Annotated in this window: 15 protein-coding genes; 7 read left to right on the forward strand and 8 right to left on the reverse strand. The window is 67.1% G+C overall.

Going from position 1 to position 15,795, the window contains the following annotated elements:
* Positions 1–2: 2 nt before the first annotated feature.
* From RJ527_14415 to RJ527_14435, 5 genes are all read right to left on the reverse strand, one after another.
* Positions 3–1,070: an imelysin family protein gene (locus tag RJ527_14415; protein ID WND75218.1), complete on the reverse strand. Its 1,068-nt coding sequence runs from the start codon at positions 1,068–1,070 to the stop codon at positions 3–5.
* Positions 1,067–2,575 carry a di-heme oxidoredictase family protein gene (locus RJ527_14420; GenBank protein WND75219.1) on the reverse strand — a complete coding sequence of 503 codons (1,509 nt, stop codon included), beginning with the start codon at positions 2,573–2,575 and terminating at the stop codon, positions 1,067–1,069. Before RJ527_14420 ends, RJ527_14415 begins: the two co-directional genes overlap by 4 nt.
* Positions 2,576–2,681: 106 nt before the next feature.
* The gene (locus RJ527_14425; GenBank protein ID WND75220.1) at positions 2,682–3,959 is read right to left on the reverse strand and encodes an imelysin family protein; all 1,278 of its coding nucleotides are present in this window, start codon (positions 3,957–3,959) and stop codon (positions 2,682–2,684) included.
* A 97-nt stretch (positions 3,960–4,056) separates the two neighbouring features.
* Positions 4,057–4,515 carry a hypothetical protein gene (locus RJ527_14430; protein WND75221.1) on the reverse strand — a complete coding sequence of 153 codons (459 nt, stop codon included), beginning with the start codon at positions 4,513–4,515 and terminating at the stop codon, positions 4,057–4,059.
* A gap of 4 nt (positions 4,516–4,519) precedes the next feature.
* The gene (locus RJ527_14435; protein ID WND75222.1) at positions 4,520–5,734 is read right to left on the reverse strand and encodes a DUF2325 domain-containing protein; all 1,215 of its coding nucleotides are present in this window, start codon (positions 5,732–5,734) and stop codon (positions 4,520–4,522) included.
* Positions 5,735–5,988: 254 nt separating this feature from the next.
* Between RJ527_14435 and RJ527_14440 the strand changes: the two genes are divergently transcribed.
* The 3 genes from RJ527_14440 to RJ527_14450 all read left to right on the forward strand — a co-directional run bounded on the left by RJ527_14440 (position 5,989) and on the right by RJ527_14450 (position 8,399).
* Positions 5,989–6,867, forward strand: a complete 879-nt coding sequence (locus tag RJ527_14440) for a LysR family transcriptional regulator (protein WND75223.1) — start codon at positions 5,989–5,991, stop codon at positions 6,865–6,867.
* A gap of 102 nt (positions 6,868–6,969) precedes the next feature.
* Positions 6,970–8,049, forward strand: a complete 1,080-nt coding sequence (locus tag RJ527_14445) for a nitronate monooxygenase (GenBank protein WND75224.1) — start codon at positions 6,970–6,972, stop codon at positions 8,047–8,049.
* Positions 8,050–8,159: 110 nt separating this feature from the next.
* Positions 8,160–8,399: a hypothetical protein gene (locus RJ527_14450; protein ID WND75225.1), complete on the forward strand. Its 240-nt coding sequence runs from the start codon at positions 8,160–8,162 to the stop codon at positions 8,397–8,399.
* An 18-nt stretch (positions 8,400–8,417) separates the two neighbouring features.
* Here RJ527_14450 and RJ527_14455 read toward each other — a convergent pair whose 3' ends face one another.
* A complete protein-coding gene (locus tag RJ527_14455) occupies positions 8,418–9,590 on the reverse strand; it encodes an enolase C-terminal domain-like protein (GenBank protein WND75226.1) in 1,173 nt (390 codons plus the stop codon).
* A gap of 83 nt (positions 9,591–9,673) precedes the next feature.
* Positions 9,674–10,774 carry an NADH:flavin oxidoreductase/NADH oxidase gene (locus RJ527_14460; GenBank protein ID WND75227.1) on the reverse strand — a complete coding sequence of 367 codons (1,101 nt, stop codon included), beginning with the start codon at positions 10,772–10,774 and terminating at the stop codon, positions 9,674–9,676.
* 106 nt (positions 10,775–10,880) lie between these two features.
* Between RJ527_14460 and RJ527_14465 the strand changes: the two genes are divergently transcribed.
* The 4 genes from RJ527_14465 (at position 10,881) to RJ527_14480 (ending at position 13,975) form a co-directional block, all read left to right on the forward strand.
* A complete protein-coding gene (locus RJ527_14465; protein WND75228.1) occupies positions 10,881–11,180 on the forward strand; it encodes a helix-turn-helix domain-containing protein in 300 nt (99 codons plus the stop codon).
* Between the two features lie 57 nt (positions 11,181–11,237).
* A complete protein-coding gene (locus tag RJ527_14470; GenBank protein WND75229.1) occupies positions 11,238–11,861 on the forward strand; it encodes a DsbA family protein in 624 nt (207 codons plus the stop codon).
* Between the two features lie 120 nt (positions 11,862–11,981).
* Complete coding sequence (locus tag RJ527_14475; GenBank protein ID WND75230.1) at positions 11,982–13,139, forward strand: CoA transferase; 1,158 nt, start codon at positions 11,982–11,984, stop codon at positions 13,137–13,139.
* A 56-nt stretch (positions 13,140–13,195) separates the two neighbouring features.
* On the forward strand, positions 13,196–13,975 hold the full coding sequence (locus RJ527_14480; protein ID WND75231.1) for an SDR family oxidoreductase: 780 nt from the start codon (positions 13,196–13,198) through the stop codon (positions 13,973–13,975).
* Positions 13,976–13,986: 11 nt separating this feature from the next.
* Here RJ527_14480 and RJ527_14485 read toward each other — a convergent pair whose 3' ends face one another.
* Positions 13,987–15,663: a thiamine pyrophosphate-binding protein gene (locus RJ527_14485; protein ID WND75232.1), complete on the reverse strand. Its 1,677-nt coding sequence runs from the start codon at positions 15,661–15,663 to the stop codon at positions 13,987–13,989.
* Positions 15,664–15,795 lie beyond the last annotated feature (132 nt).

The raw sequence follows: 15,795 nt of genomic DNA on the forward strand, positions 1-15,795 counted from the left end.
GATCAGTCTCCGTCCAGTGAATTGAAGCCGAGGACGAGGTCGAGCGCCTCGGACACATTGACGACGACCAGTTCATGCAGGTCTTGGACGTCGCTTTTCAAAACCTTGATGCGCAGCGGCCCTTTTTCGGTCTTGAGCACCGCCGCGATGGACGGGCCCAGGTCGCGCGTGAACTTGATCAGATAGGTGAACTGATGGCGGATCAGGCCGTCCTCTCCCTTGCCGATATGGCTGCCCTTGGCCGTGGCGAGGCCGTCGTAGAGATCTTCAAGCGCGACCAGATTGTGCACCACGTTGCGCAGGGCGCGGCCGCTCATCCAGTTTTCCGCCCGGCGAGGCCGGGTCTTGCCGTCGGATCCCAGTGGGGCGCCCAGCTTCAATTCGGCCACGGCGCCCAGGCCCGTGGCCAGATCGTTGAACAGGTCCGTGGTCACGCGTTTGGCCGGTCGGCCCGCCGCCGGATCCTTGGCCCAGCGGCCTTCCAGGCCGGCGGCGATGTTGTGCAGGTTGACCGTGATGGCGCCGGCCACGGCACAGGGCGTCACCGGCCCGTCACCGGATGTCAGGGATGTGGGGGCGTCCTTGGCGAACAGCAGACGTTCCAGGGCGGGAAAACCCTGCACGGCGATGGAGACATGGGCGAAGCTTTCCGGTTTCAGAATGCCGCCGTCCTTGTGCGCCATCAGCCGCGCCAGATGCTTGTCGACCAGGCTCTTGCGGTCGGGCCAGAACTTGACGCGGATATGGGTGTCCGCCGCCGCCGCCGGGCCCTGGCGCAGGTGTTCGACTTCCTGCCAGGCGTCCAGCGCGCCGTGGAAGGCATCGCGGGTGGCATTGATCGCGGCGGGCGTGACGTCGGGACACAGCTTCCGGGCCGCGTCGGCAAGTGCTGCGGTCTTTTCCGTGAATGCGTGATAGCGGGGCAGCAGGTGGTTCTTGACGATGGCGGCGTTGATCGCGCCGTAGTTGATCGCCGTGGCGGCGGCCCGCACGGGAGACGCCAGGACGCTTGCCGCCAGAAGGGCGGTCAGGACCGCCGCCGGGCGCAGCAGGGTACGATGAGGGGTCATAACGAATTCAGGAAGGCGAGCAGGGCCTCCCGCTCCTTTGTGGGTAATTTTCGAACGGCTTCCCTGGCGGCCTCGGCTTCGCCGCCGTGCCACAGGATGGCTTCCAGCAGGTTGCGGGCGCGGCCGTCGTGCAGGAAGAAGGTATGGCCGCTGACGACCTTGGTCAAACCGATGCCCCAGAGCGGCGCCGTGCGCCATTCGCGGCCGTCGGCCAGACCTTCCGGGCGGCCGTCGGCCAAACCCGCGCCCATGTCGTGCAGCAACATGTCCGTATAGGGCCAGATCAGCTGATGGGAATGTTCGGGCCGTGCGGGGTCCGTGCGGGTCACGAACTTGGGCCGGTGGCAGGCCGCGCAGCCGCTGTCGTAGAACACTTTCTTGCCGGCCAGGACCTGGGGCTTATCGACATCGCGCCGCTTGGGCACGGCCAGGTTGCGGGCATAGAAGGTGACCAGGGCCAGAATCTTTTCCGAGGCTTCCATGCCGTCGGCGGTGGGATTGTCGGCGTCGGGCGTGGTCCCCCCGTCGGGGGCGGTGCGGCAGGCGGCCTGCGCCTGGGTGCAATCGCCCCAATGGGCGCGGACGACCGGGTTGGAAATCCCGATATCGCCGGCGAAGGCATGGCCGGACTGCTGGCGCACGGTCGGATCGCCCGCCTTCCAGCCGAACCGGCCGAGGGCGGGTTTGTCCGCGTCCTTGTCCCACACCCGCTGCACGCGCCCGGAAACGCCGTCGCCGTCGGCATCGTCCGGGTCGGCGCCCTGGACGATGTCGGCTTCGTCGATCATTTCCAGAAGGCCGAGCCCGATCATCGGCGTGGCGACGCGGGGGGAGATCATGGTCTGGGGATGCAGGGGACCATAGGCCAGGTCGGTGACCGTGTAGGCCGGGCGGCGCAGGTTGACGACCATGCCGTCGCCCAAGGTGACGGGCATTTCGGTATAGGTGATGTGCATGCGGCCTTCCGGGTCGATGCCCTGGACCGCGAAGTCCTGCAACTGCGTGCCGTAGGTCGGCTCGGCGATGACGGTGGCGCGGGCGTCGACCAAGGATTTTCGTTCGGCCTCGGTCTGCGGCGGGATCGACAGGCGCAGGAACATGGACACGGCGCTGTCGTCGGGCCAGTTGGCCTTGGGCGGGTGGCCGCGCCCGTCCTTCAGATGACAGCGTTGGCAGGATCGGGCGTTGAACAGAGGGCCCAGGCCGTCGGCGGATTGTGTCGACGCCGGGGCGGAAACCCAAAGCCGGCGGAAAAATCCGTTGCCGACCTTGAAATCCAGTTCCTGGGCAAAAGGCAGATTGCCCGACGAATGGGAAAAGGCGTCGGCGTTGACGGCCTTTTGCGAGGTCGCGGCACCGCCCGACATGGCTTCAAAGGCCTCGGCCCTGGTGAAGTCCGTGGCCGGTTTCACGACCTCCCGTTCTCTCTCGCCGGACGCAGCGGGGGCGCCGGCGGTCAAGACCATCATGGCGGCAACGCTGGCCCAGCGGGCGGCCGGAAACATCTTGGGCAGGTATCCTCGGTCAGGCTAGGGGTGGCTGTCTGCGGCCGGGTCGGGCGGGCGGCGGTTTCCGGTGGAGGGCGGAAACCGCCGCCCGTTCTCCCCCCTGCTATTTGAACACGGCGGACGGATTGTCAAGGCTGTCGGAGCCTTCGAAGGACACGCCGCTGAGGCCCAGCGGCGCCATCGCGCTCTCGATCGCCTTGGCCTGAGCGACCAGACCGTCGACCACATCCTGGATGATCTTGTTCCCGGCGGCGTTGCCTTCGCCGATCATCTGGTCATAGGCCATGACGCGGCGGTCGGCCGTGTCCTTCATGACCTGTATGCGGGCCAGGGTGGCGCTTAAGGCCGCGTCGATCTTGCCCGCCAGCTTGGCGTCCTTGGCCTTGATCAGGTCGGCCAGGCTCGGCCCCTGAACGACGGAGCCGTCGATGCGGGCATAGCGCCCGGCGTAGATGGACATCATGCCGACCTGGTCGAAGTAGTGGGAATTATGGGTGTTGTCGGCGAAGCAATCGTGTTCTTCCTCGGGATCGTGGAGCATGAGGCCGAGCTTGATGCGCTCACCGGCCAACTCACCGTAGGACAGGCTGCCCAGGCCCTTGATGATGGCGCCGACGCCCTTGGCCTTGTCGGCGGTCACGGCGGCGCGCGCCGCCCCGCCCGGAGCCCACTGACCGACGATGTCCTTGAGGTCCGAGATCAGAAGCTCGGTCGTCGCCGTCAGGTACTGGGCCCGGCGGTCGCAATTGCCGTGGGTGCAGTTCTTGGTGTCGAAGTCCGTATGCGGCCGGTTGCCGGCACCCGGGCTCGTGCCGTTGAGGTCCTGGCCCCACAGCAGGAATTCGATGGCGTGATAGCCCGACGCGACGTTGGCCTCGACGCCGTCGACCTCGTGCAGCTTGCCCGAGATCAGGTCCGGCGTGATCTTGGACGCGTCGATGGTCTTGCCGCCCAGGCGCAGGGACGGATTGGCGATCACGTTGGCGGTGTAATAGGGATTGTCCTTGGATTCCTTGCCATAGGATGCGTCGACATAGTCGATCATCCCCTCGTCAAGCGGCCAAGCGTTGACCTTGCCTTCCCAGTCATCGACGGCGGCGTTGCCGAAGCGGAAGCCTTCGGTCTGTTGATAGGGCTGACGCGCGGCGATCCAGGCGGCGCGGGCGCGCAGCAGCGACGCGCGCGAGGGCGAGGCGACCAACTGGGCGATGGCGGACTGGAGGGTTTCGGCGGTAATCAACGCGTCTTCGTACATGGCATGGGCGATGTCGGCATAGGTATCGAGCACCTTTGCCGGATCGGCCGCGCGGGCGGGCGCCGCGCCGAACGCCGTGGCCGCCAGCATGCAGCCGACGGCGAATGCGGTTGTGAAGCGTTTCATGGGTCTCTCCTTTGGTATTTTGCGTTTCTGGTCCGCCTTGGCGGCTTGGTTCCGCAGGGGGTGTTGTGAATAAGACGAATGAGGTGGCGAAAACCGGTCAATGAATCGTGGCGGTGCCGGGGCTGCGGGCTCGTCGTCGCGGGCGGATCAGCAATCCGGCACCGGAAAATACCGAGGCCAGATGCCCCGCCAGTTCCATCCCGGTGCGCCGCGCGGCGGGGGGCAGGCGGCAGGCGAACAGGGTGCTGCCGCCGCTGCCCGGGGATTGCAGGCCGGCGATGACATCCATCAACAGGTGTTCATCCGCGCTGATGTCGGCGCACTGGGGGCATCGAATGTCGATGGTGTCGGTCGCTGCGACGGTCAGGATGGTCATCAGGCCATCAAGGGCGGCATGGGCGTCGGGCACGCCGGCCAGCTTGAATCCGGTGCGAAGGATCGCTTGGTCGGGCGTGCCGTCGCGCAAGCCGCGCATCCACAGCCGCATGGCCCAGAGCATCAGCTGCTCGCCGAACGGCAGCTCGATGAAGGTGGATGGGTCGGCGAAGGCGCGCATGGGCTTAGTCGGCGCCTGCGGCGGCGTCGAAACTTTCCAACCCGTGACGCAGTCCGGCGACGAAGGACGCCACGCCCGAACTGCGCAGCGGCACGAAGGGCTTCATGGTCTGGCGGCACAGGCGTTTGACCTGCAACGCCGCATCATGGCTGACGCAGTCCGTGGGAAACACCACGGCGTCGGCCTTGACCACGGCGCCGGCCAGTTCGTTGATGGATTTTTCCAGGCCGCCGTCATGGTGCAGGAAATGGCCGTTCCAGGCCTCGACCAGGGATTTCAGGCGGTGCACGGTCTGCTGCCGTCCGCCGACATAAAGCAGGCTGCGCCCGCCGAGATCGAAGGGGCAGGAGGTGTCGCAGTCATTGCTGCCGGCGGGGCCGGTGCCGCGTTCGCGGACCAAAGCCGTTTCCAGGGAGCGATTTTCGTCCAACAGGCTATCGACGAGACGCGACAGTTCCTCGATGCGGCTGCGTTGTCCGCGCAAGGTGGCGTCGGCCTGGGCGGCGCGGATTTCCATGTGGCGCAATTCGCCCTGCAACGCCGGGACCGAGGCGCAGGCGCCGTCGCCGTCCGGCGCCGCCGGGGCGGTGATGCGGATGGCGCGTTCGGGATCGTGGTGAAGCTGATCGCGGAGCGCGTTGATCACCTTTTCTTTTTCGTCCAGGCGCAGGCGGTGGTGGTTCTGCTGCTTGGCGAGCTTGTCGCGCAGGCCGGCGTTTTCTTCCTCCAGGTCCGTCAGGCGGCGGATGTCGCCCCGGTTGGAGGCGCCGACCAGGTGCGACAGCATGTGGACATCGGCGAACATGCGTTCCGACAATTCCGTGGTCGCGGCGGGATGGCTGAGGATTGCCCAGTAAGGGCCGGGGATGTCACCGGCGGCCATGGCCTCGACCCAGGCGTCTTCCAGGCCCTTCGCGTCCTTGATCCCCTTCACGCGGCGGATTGCCGCCGCATGCTTGCGATCCAGAAGCTTGGTCAGCATCTTGGCCGCGCGGCCGGGCTGGTCGGCTTCCTTCACGAAGAAGCCGTGGAGCTGATAGTCGACCGGGAACCCCTGGCGGATCTTCAAGGGCAGCTTGCGGGCCAGGGCGCGCAGGTCGGCCAGGGTCAGGCAGGTGCCCAGGATCGAGCAATGCCATCCGGCGGTCATCTCCCACAGGCGTTTGCGCCGCGCCGTGGCGAAAAGGTGGATCTCGTCGTTGCCGCAAAGCTCGCACATCGGTGCGTTTGTCTCCGGTAGGCGGGGCAGAGGAGGTGCGAAGGCCGGGTGCCGGTCCGCGCCGCTCCCCGCCGCAGGGGCGATCGGCGACACCATATGCGAGTGATTATCAATTGCACAAGTGGAAATTTTATCCCGATGGGAAGAAGGGCGGGGGAGGGGCGCGTTGATCGGGACAAGGGGCCGGAAACTTCTTGATATCTTTAGAACAGATATTAAAATTAAAAATATATCTTAAATTGTGAGTTTCCATCATGGATATATCGGATCTCCGCATTTTCGAGGCGGTCGCCCGCACCGGCGCCATGAATCGCGCGGCGGCGGAACTGCACACCGTGCAGTCCAACGTGACCGCGCGCGTGCGCCTGTTGGAGGACGACCTGGGCGTCGCCCTGTTCGAACGCCATTCCAGGGGCGTACGCCTGACGCCCGCCGGGGAACGTCTGTTGCCCTTCGCCAAGGCGGCGGCGCGCTTGGTGGCCGACGCCCGGCGTGCGGTCGCCGACGACGGCGTGCCGCGGGGCGATCTGGTCATCGGATCGTTGGAAACCACGGCGGCCCTGCATCTGTCGCCGGTTCTGACCGGGTTCGCGGCGGCCCATCCCGGCGTCGATCTGGCGATCCGCACGGGCACCACGGCGGAACTGATCGACGACGTCTTGGAAGGCCGGGTCGAAGGCGCCTTCGTCTGCGGGCCGGTCGATCATCCGGACGTCGCCTTTGAAACCGCGTTTCACGAGGACTTGGTCGCGGTCACCGCACCGGGGGTCGCCGATCTGCACGACCTGACCGCCGGGGGCGACGTCAAAATCGTCGTTCTGCGCGCCGGATGCTCCTACCGCCGCAAGCTGGAGGAAGTGCTGGCCGCGCGCGGGGTGACCGGCCTGCGCATCCTGGAATTCGGCACCATCGAAACCATCCTGGGTTGCGCCGCCGCCGGGCTGGGCGTGACCCTATTGCCGCGCGGCATCGCCCAGGCCGCGGCCGACCGGGGACGCGTGCGCCTGCATGCGCTGCCGGCCCGCGAGGGCCGGGTGACGACGTTGTTCATCCGCCGCAAGGACGGTTACCGCTCTGCGGCCATGGCGGCCTTCATGGATCACCTGTATCCCGTCCGCGCCGCCGCCGAATAGATATCTGCCAGCCAGATAGCGCTTATCGCGGGAAACTGTTTTCCGCCGGGCGGGATGCGGGGGTAATCTTGGTCAATCCGCATCCAGCGCCGGAGGACCGCCATGCCCATCCAGACCAACCTGATGACCCGCCTGGGTATGACCTTGCCCGTGATCCAGGCCCCCATGGCCGGGGGCAGCGACACGCCGGACCTGATGGTCGCCGTGTCCGAAGCGGGCGGCCTGGGTTCCATGGGGGCGACCTATCTGTCGCCGGAGGCCTTCCGGGGCGCGGTCGAAAAAGTCAGGGGCCAGACCAACCGTTCCTTCGGCGTCAACCTGTTCGCGCCGCAGCCGGTGCCGCCGCGTCCCGAGGGCGCGGACGCCACGGTCGCCGCCGTCGCAAAGGCTGGGGCCAACGTAGGCGCGCCGGAGTCCTCCTTGCCGGACACCATGGCGGATCCGTTCGAGAAAACCTTTCCCGTGGCATTGGACAGCGGCGCCAAGGTGTTCAGCTTCACCTTCGGCCTGATCCCCGCCGAGGCGGTCGCGGCGCTCAAGACGCGGGGCACCTTCGTCATGGGCACGGCGACGACCCCGGCGGAGGCGGTCGCCCTGGAACGGTTGGGCGTCGATGCCGTGGTCGCCCAAGGCGGCGAAGCCGGCGGCCACCGGGGCACCTTCGTCGGATCGTTCGAGGCGGCGATGATCGGCACCATGGCCCTGGTGCCGCAGGTCGTCAATGCCGTCTCCGTGCCCGTGGTGGCGTCGGGCGGAATCATGGACGGGCGGGGCATCGCCGCCGCCCTGGCGCTCGGCGCCCAGGCGGTGCAGATGGGCACGGCCTTCCTGACCTGCGACGAGGCCGGAACGCCCGACTGTTACAAGGCGGCTTTGCTGGCCGCACAGCCGGAGCAGACGCGGATCACTCAGGCCTTTTCCGGGCGTTTCGCGCGCGGCATCCAGAACCGCTTCATGGCCATGATGGAAGGCGATGAAGCGGAGGCCGCGCCGCTGCCCTTTCCTTGGCAGAACGCCCTGACCCGGCCCATGCGCACGGCGGCGGCCCAGGCCGGGGATGCCGGGCTGCTGTCGCTGTGGGCGGGGCAGGGGGTCGGTCTTGCCCGCCGTCAGACGGCGGCGGAACTGATGACGCGGCTGGCGGCCGAAACCGAGGCGGCGATCGCCAATCTGGCCCGCTGATCGGCGGAAATGCCAAAATATTGCCATGGGATCGCCCAATCGGGCGCACATCCGCAGGGTCTCCTTGTCTCCAGTCGATTTACGTCCAACGTCAACGACAGGAGCCACTCATGACTCGCACCCTTCCCGCCATCGTTCTTGCGTCCGCCCTTGTTCTGGGCGGCTGCACCGGCATGTCCGACACGCAGCAAAGCACGGTCAGCGGCGGCGCCATCGGCGCCGGCGTGGGGGCCGTGGGCACGGTCCTGACCGGCGGATGCGTGTCCTGCGGCGCCGCGATCGGCGGCGCGGTCGGCGCCGGCGCGGGCTACCTGATGGGCAAGAGCAAGGAAGACGACAAGAAGAAGTGACCGGTCTGCCGCCGAGGCTCAGGCGCCCCGGCGCAGCAGATCGTCGAACAGGTCCGCCAGGGCGGCCCGGCCTTCGAAACCGATCCCCGGCAGCTCCGGCGGCGTCGCGTGCCCGCCGGTCACCACTCCATCGTCGGTCAGTCCGCCGAACGGCTGGAAGTTGTGGGGGTTGACCTCGGCCCCGCCCAGGCCCAGGGCGGCCACGGCATGCAGGGTGAACAGATGCCCGCCATGGGGCCAGAACGACCGCCGGTTCCAGCCCATGCCCTCGGCCAGTTCAATCATGCGGATATATTCCGGCAAGCCGTAGCAATGGGCGATATCGAACAGCAGGATATCCCGGTCCGCCCGCAGGCCGCCATAGCGCAGCAGGTTATGCGCGTCGGCCGTGCCGAACGTCGCCTCGCCTGCCGCTATGGGCGGGCCGTAGGCTGATGCCACCTCGGCCAACAGGGGGTAATCCAGCGGGTCGCAGATGTCCTCGAACCACCACAGGCCATAAGGTGCATAGGCCTTGGCGGCGGTCATCGCCGTGTCCGCGCCGTAGCTGTAGACGGCGTCCACGGCCAGGTTGCCGGCCCCACCCAGGGCTTCGGCAGCGGTCTCGATGCGGCCCGTATCCTCGGCCAGGCCCGCCGCACCAACCTTGATCTTGGCGCGGGTGTAGCCGGCGTCGCGGAACATTGCCATTTCGTCCCGCAGCCGCGCCCGGTCGTCCGTGGGGTAGTAATATCCGCCCCCGGCGTAAACGGGCACGGGGCCCGCCGCCAGAGCCTCGTCGCGGCCCAGGCGGCGGGCGAGATAGCGCCACAAGGGTAGGTCCGCCGCCTTGGCCGCCGCGTCCCAAATCGCCATGTCCAGGGCGCCGACGGCGACGCTGCGCTCGCCATGGCCGCCGGGCTTTTCACCGGCCATCATGGCGGCCCAGGCGCGGTCCGGGTCGGGGCCGCCCGTCTCCGCATCGCCGAGGTCGGCCGCCGCCAGAAGGCGCGGCGCGAAGCGGTCGCGGATCAACCCGCCCTGGGCGAACCGCCCGATGGACGCGAAGCCGTAGCCGACGACCGGCGCGCCGTCGCGGACAAGGTCCGTGACGATCGCGACGGCGCTGGTGTCCAGGCCACCCGGCGGAATCGCCGGGTCGGCATAACGGGAAATGGGCAGGGTGCGTTCCAGGACGGCGGTGATCTTCATGGGCGGGCCTCGGTCGGCGCGGGGGCGGTTGTCGCCGCCACCATACACCGGCCGGACCGTTCCGGAAGAGCCCAGGCCGCCAGTTACGCGGCCCGGTAGCGCGCCAGCCAATGGGCGTAGGGTGCCGGCAGGGTGGCCCAGGCCGGATTGTCGACGCCCAGTTCCTGCGCCGCCATGTAGGGCCAATGCGGGTTGGCCAGCAGCGGCCGCCCCAGCATCACGAGGTCGACCTGACCGTCCCGGATCATCCGGTCCGCCTGGGCGGGCTGGCTGATGTACCAGCTGGTCGAGGCGGGCAGGCCGGTTTCCCGGCGCACCCGTTCGGCGACCGGTGCCAGGAGACCGGGGCCCCAGGGAATCTGTGCGTCCGGCGTCGAAAAGCCCATGCTGACATCGATGAAATCCAGGCCTTCGTCCTTGAAGCGGTTCACCAGGGCGATGGACTCGGCCAGGGTTTCCTCGTCGCGACCGTCGAATTCGATAACGCCGAACCGCGCCGTCAACGGCAGGTTTTCCGGCCAGACCTTGCGCACGGCGGCCAGGGTCTCGACCAGGAAACGTCCCCGGTTTTCGGCGCTGCCGCCGTATTCGTCGTCGCGCCGGTTGGAATGGGCGGAAAAGAAGCTTTGCGCCAGATAGCCGTGGGCGAAATGCAGGACCAGCCATTTGAAGCCGGCGTCGCGGGCGCGTTCGGCGGCGGCGACGAAATCGTCCCGCACGCGATCGATGTCGGCCTTGGTCATGGCGCGGGGCACCTTGGCAAGGCCCCCGCCATAGGCGATGGCCGACGGCGCGATGGTTTCCCAGCCGCGCGGATCGTCGGCGGCGATATGGTCGTCGCCTTCCCACGGGCGGTTGGCGCTGGCCTTGCGTCCGGCATGGCCGATCTGGATGCCGGGCACGGAACCCGCCGCCTCGATCTCGCGGGCGATGGCGGCCAGGGCCTCGGCCTGGGCATCGTTCCACAGGCCGGTGCAGCCGGGGGTGATGCGGCCTTCCGGCGAGACGGCGGTGGCCTCGACCACGACCAAACCGGCGCCGCCCCGGGCGAGGGCCGGCACATGGACGCGGTGCCAGTCGTTGGGCATGCCGTCGTCGGCGGAATATTGGCACATGGGCGATGCCGCGATGCGGTTGCGCAGGGTGACGTCTTTCAGGGTAAAGGGATCGAACAGGGTCGACATGGTAAACTCCGTAAATGAGCGGGGGTGGCTGTATCGCCGTTAGTTCTATAGTTCGATATATTTCGAACAATAGCAATATCAAAATTTATGTGATACACAATCGGCCATGCGACCGTTCAAACATCCGGACATCGATGCCGTCTCGTTGGAGCATCTGCTGCATGCTCTCAGCGACCCGGTACGCATGGACATCGTCCGCCGCTTGGCGGATGAGGGCGAGGCGAGCTGCAACGCGCTTGACGGCGGCCGCCCGAAATCAAGCATGTCCCATCACTTCCGGGTGCTGCGCGAGGCAGGCCTGGTGTGGACGCGCAACGACGGCACCGTGCATATGAACTCCCTGCGCCGCAAGGAACTGGACAAGCGTTTTCCCGGCCTGATGAAGGCGGTGCTCGCGGCGAAGTGAGCCGGGCCCGGCCGATCGTCCGATTGGCGCGGGCCGCGGTGGGCGTTAGACTTCGGGATGATGAGCAAGCATTTCCTCTACGTCGCCGACCCCATGTGTTCCTGGTGCTGGGGCTTTTCTCCGGTCATCGGCAAGGTCGCGGAAACCTTCGGCGCCGACGCCCCCGTGCGGGTCATGGTCGGCGGCCTGCGCCCCGGCACGGTCCACCCCATGCGCGGCAAGGACAAGGACTACATCCGCGACCACTGGCATCATGTGCAGGACGCCACGGGCCAGCCCTTCGACTTCGCCTTCTTCGATCAGGACAATTTCGTCTACGACACGGAACCGGCCTGCCGCGCCGTCGTCACGGCGCGCAAGCTGGACGAAGCCAAGGCGCTGCCGTTCCTGGCCCATCTGCACCATGCCTTCTATGTCGACAACCGCGACACGGCGAAGGAGGGCGAGTTGGCCGACATCGCGGGTGAGTTCGGGTTCGAGCGCGACGAATTCCTCGCCCTGCTGACCTCGCCCGACACGCGCGAGGAAACCCAGGGCGATTTCTGGTTCGCGCAAAGCTCCGGCATCACCGGGTTTCCGACATTGTTGGCGGTCGAGGATCAAAAGGCGACGTTGGTCACGGCGGGCTATCTGCCTTGGGAGAACCTGGCCGAACCGCTGGCCGGTTGGGTCGCTGCCTAGGCCGCTTCATTCCGTCCCCGTGCAGTCCGGGTTGCTTTTCCGCGCCCCCTTGTCGATGCTGCCGTTCCGGTATGCGCAACGGTCATGCCGTGAAGATCATCAATAAACGGAATGCGGGACATGGAAGCTCTTCAAGGATTGAAAGTGATTGAACTGGGCCAGTTCGTGGCCGGGCCCTTCGCGGCCAAGACGTTGGCCGATTTCGGCGCCGACGTGATCAAGGTCGAGGCGGCCGGGGCCGGCGACGGCCTGCGCAAATGGCGCATCGTGCAGGACGGCACCTCGCTGTGGTGGGAGATCCAGTCGCGCAACAAGCGTTCGGTCTGTCTTGACCTGAAATCCCCGGAAGACCGTGACGTGGTTCTAGCGCTGGCTAAGGAAGCCGACGTGGTGATCGAGAACTTCAAGCCGGGCACCCTGGAGAAATGGGGCCTGGGCTGGGACCAGCTTCACGCCATCAATCCCAAGCTGGTCATGCTGCGGATTTCCGGCTTCGGCCAGACGGGGCCCTACAAGGACAAGCCCGGCTTCGGCGTGCTGGGCGAGTCCATGGGCGGGCTGCGCTACATCACCGGCGAACCGGGCCGCGTGCCGGTGCGGGTCGGCATTTCCATCGGCGACACCCTGGCCTCCATGCACGGGGTGATGGGCCTGATGTTCGCTCTGCATCATGTCAACGTGAACGGCGGCGAGGGCCAGGTGGTCGACGTCGCCCTCTACGAATCCGTGTTCAACGTGATGGAAAGCACCCTGACGGAATACACCTCCGCCGGAGTCGTGCGCGAGCGCACGGGCAGCGCCCTGCCGGGCATCGTGCCGACCAACGCCTATCTCTGCAAGGATGACCAATACGTTCTGATCGCCGGCAACGGCGACAGCATCTTCCAGCGCCTGATGACCGAGATGGGCCGCCAGGACCTGGCGGACGACCCGGAACTGAAGCATAACGACGGCCGCTCGCGGCATGTGGAGCGGATCGATGCGGCGATCCAGGAATGGGCCGCGACCATGACCTGCGACGAGGTTATCGCGCGGCTTGACGCCGTCTCCGTCCCCGTCGGCAAGACCTATACCATCGCCGACATCGTCGAGGATCCCCAGTACCAGGCGCGCGAGATGATCCTGGATACGGTGACCTCCCAGGGCAAACCCATGAAGACGCCGGGCATTGTGCCGAAGCTGAGCGCCACGCCGGGCCGGGTGAAGCATCCCGCGCCGACCCTGGGCCAGCATACGGACGACCTGAAGCAGCCGGGCTGGCCCCGCCGCACGGATTGAGCGCGCCCGGCATACGCACAGCAGACGAGGAACAGATGGGAAAGCTCCGAGGAAAAGTGGCGATCATCACCGGATCGACCGGCGGCATCGGCCTGGGCGTCGCACGGCGTTTCGCGGCCGAGGGGGCGACGGTCGTCGTCACAGGTCGGTCGGAAGAAAAAGGCCGGATGGTTGTCGATGCCCTGCGGAAGGACGGTGGATCGGCCGACTTCGTTGCCGCCGATGTGCAGTCGAAGGCCGATATGGACGCCCTGGCGGCCCACACGGTGCGGGCGCACGGCCAAATCGACGTGCTGGTCGCCAGTGCCTCCGGTGTACCGTCGCAGGACACCAACGACCCGAACGTTCGCGGCATCTTCAACGAGATCGACGTCGCCGCCGTGACCGAGGTGGTGTCCCGCGCGACGGCGGCGAAGCTGCTGCCGCTGCACGCGGTCCTGCCCCATATGATCGCGCGCGAAAGCGGCAGTTGCATGTTCGTCACGTCGGAAGGTGGGCGGGTGCCGACGGCGGGTCAGACCACCGTGGCGCTTTATGCCGGCGGGTTGGTGATGGCGACCAAGGTGATCGGCAAGGAGATGGCCCGCCACAAGGTGCGGGTCAACTGCATCGCCGTGACCCTGATCGGGGACTCGCCGTCCTGGGACGGCTTCGAGGGCAAGATCGAAATGACCGACCTGCACCGGGCGCAATACGCCCGCATTCAGCAGCGGGCGCCGTTAGGAATCGCCAATCCCGAGGACATCGGCGGCGTCGCCACCTTCCTGGCGTCGGAGGATTCGGCGTTTCTCACCGGATCGACCATCAGCCCGACCGGCGGTTTGACGTTTCACTGACCGGGGGCGGGTCAGACCGTTCCGTCGACGACGATTTCCAGCAGGTTCGGGCCCGGGTTGGCGATGGCCTCGGTCAGGGCCGGGCGCACGCGGGCCGGGTCGGTGATGCGTTCCGCCGTCAGGCCCATGCCCTGCGCCACGGCGACGAAATCGATGGGCGGGTCGACGAAGTCCATGGCGATGTAGTTTTCCGATCCGTGGAAGGATTTCAGGCGCTGCTTGATGATGCGGTAGCCGCCGTTGTTGGCGATCACGTAGGTCAGCGGCAGCTTCATGGCGGCCGCCGTCCACAGGGCCTGGATCGAATACATGGCGCTGCCGTCGCCGATCACGGCGACCACGGGGCGGTCGGGCTGGGCGATCTGCACGCCGACGGCGGCGGGCAGGCCCCAGCCGATGCCGCCGGACGCCAGGCCATGATAGGCGAAGCGGTCGCGGAACGGAAACAGTTGATCCAGCAGCCGGGCCGAGGTCAGGCCCTCGTTCACGATGATGGCGTTGTCGGGCAGGACGTCGGTGATCATCTTGGCCATGTGGCGGGGGTCGATGGGCGTGGGCCCGTCGCCGTCCGACAGTTCCGTGATCAGGCGCGCGCGCCGGGCCGACCAGTTGGTCGCGGCAAGGGCGTCGATGGACGCCTTGGCGCGGGCCGCCTGGGCATCGCCGCCGACCTTGGCCAGCATGGCGGCCAGCGCGGGCAGGGTGGTCTTCAGGTCGCCCAGGGCCGCGATCTCGACCGGATAGTTCTTGGCGATGTCCCATTCGTCGAGGCCGATCTGCACGATCTTCATGCCGTCGGGCAGCGGGTCGATGGGGCTGTAGACCGACATGGTCAGGGGATCGGCGCCGAGGGCGATCATCAGGTCATAGGGCTCTAGCGCCGCGCGGGCCTGTTTCTGGACGCGCTCCAGGGCGCCCATGAAGCAGGGATGTTCATTGAGGAACTGGGCGCCGTAGGGCGCAGAGGACTGAAACACGGGAGCGCCCAGGGCCGTCGCGAACGCGCCGCCTTCTGCCAGCGCGTCGCTCTTGACCATTTCGTCGCCGACCACGACCACCGGGTTTTCCGCCGCCAGGATGCGCTTGGCGAGGGCTTCCAGAACGTCGTCCGACGGGCGCACGCGGGTATCGATGCGGGTCGCCGCGCCCAGGTCCAGGCCCGCCTCGTCGTTCAGGATGTCGCCCGGCAGGGACAGGAACACGGGCCCCATCGGCGGGGTCATGGCGACCTTGGCGGCGCGGTGGATGATGCGGGGAAGGTCTTCCAGGCGCGTCACCTCGACCGCCCATTTCACCAGCGGCCGCGCCATGGAGACCAGATCGCCGTACAGCACGGGCTCGGTGAGGCCATGGCCCTGTTCCTGCTGCCCGGCGGTCAGAATCATCGGCGTGTTGGTGAATTTCGCGTTGTAGAGGGAGCCCATGGCGTTGCCCAGGCCCGGCGCGACATGGACGTTGCAGGCGACCAGCTTGCCGGACGCGCGGGAATAGCCGTCGGCCATGGCGACGACGAGCGCCTCCTGCAAGCCCAGGACATAGGTCAGGTCCGGATGCTCGGCCAACGCATGCATGATCGGCAGTTCCGTGGTGCCCGGATTGCCGAACATGTGGCTGACGCCTTCCTGCTTCAACAGTTCGAGAAAGGCCGAGCGGCCCCAGATCTTGTTGGCGCTGGTGGTGTTGGTCATGGTGGTCTCTGCCTCGGCTGGGGGGTGAAACTGTATACAATCCGGTCTGCGCACAAAGTAACGCGCCGGGCCCGGCGGTCAATCGGGATTTGCGCAAACGATGGACAAATGCGGCGGCGAACCCCAAATTGC

Source organism: Thalassospiraceae bacterium LMO-SO8 (assembly GCA_031655335.1).
Classification (GTDB): Bacteria; Pseudomonadota; Alphaproteobacteria; order Rhodospirillales; family Casp-alpha2; genus UBA1479.

Excerpts from the sequence above, each read along its gene's own strand:
- RJ527_14430 (WND75221.1), bottom strand. The coding sequence starts at position 4,515 with ATGCGCGCCTTCGCCGACCCATCCACCTTCATCGAGCTGCCGTTCGGC.
- RJ527_14465 (WND75228.1), top strand. The coding sequence starts at position 10,881 with ATGCGACCGTTCAAACATCCGGACATCGATGCCGTCTCGTTGGAGCAT.
- RJ527_14455 (WND75226.1), bottom strand. The coding sequence starts at position 9,590 with ATGAAGATCACCGCCGTCCTGGAACGCACCCTGCCCATTTCCCGTTAT.
- RJ527_14475 (WND75230.1), top strand. The coding sequence starts at position 11,982 with ATGGAAGCTCTTCAAGGATTGAAAGTGATTGAACTGGGCCAGTTCGTG.
- RJ527_14425 (WND75220.1), bottom strand. The coding sequence starts at position 3,959 with ATGAAACGCTTCACAACCGCATTCGCCGTCGGCTGCATGCTGGCGGCC.
- RJ527_14435 (WND75222.1), bottom strand. The coding sequence starts at position 5,734 with ATGTGCGAGCTTTGCGGCAACGACGAGATCCACCTTTTCGCCACGGCG.
- RJ527_14415 (WND75218.1), bottom strand. The coding sequence starts at position 1,070 with ATGACCCCTCATCGTACCCTGCTGCGCCCGGCGGCGGTCCTGACCGCC.
- RJ527_14450 (WND75225.1), top strand. The coding sequence starts at position 8,160 with ATGACTCGCACCCTTCCCGCCATCGTTCTTGCGTCCGCCCTTGTTCTG.
- RJ527_14420 (WND75219.1), bottom strand. The coding sequence starts at position 2,575 with ATGTTTCCGGCCGCCCGCTGGGCCAGCGTTGCCGCCATGATGGTCTTG.
- RJ527_14445 (WND75224.1), top strand. The coding sequence starts at position 6,970 with ATGCCCATCCAGACCAACCTGATGACCCGCCTGGGTATGACCTTGCCC.
- RJ527_14470 (WND75229.1), top strand. The coding sequence starts at position 11,238 with ATGATGAGCAAGCATTTCCTCTACGTCGCCGACCCCATGTGTTCCTGG.
- RJ527_14440 (WND75223.1), top strand. The coding sequence starts at position 5,989 with ATGGATATATCGGATCTCCGCATTTTCGAGGCGGTCGCCCGCACCGGC.
- RJ527_14460 (WND75227.1), bottom strand. The coding sequence starts at position 10,774 with ATGTCGACCCTGTTCGATCCCTTTACCCTGAAAGACGTCACCCTGCGC.
- RJ527_14485 (WND75232.1), bottom strand. The coding sequence starts at position 15,663 with ATGACCAACACCACCAGCGCCAACAAGATCTGGGGCCGCTCGGCCTTT.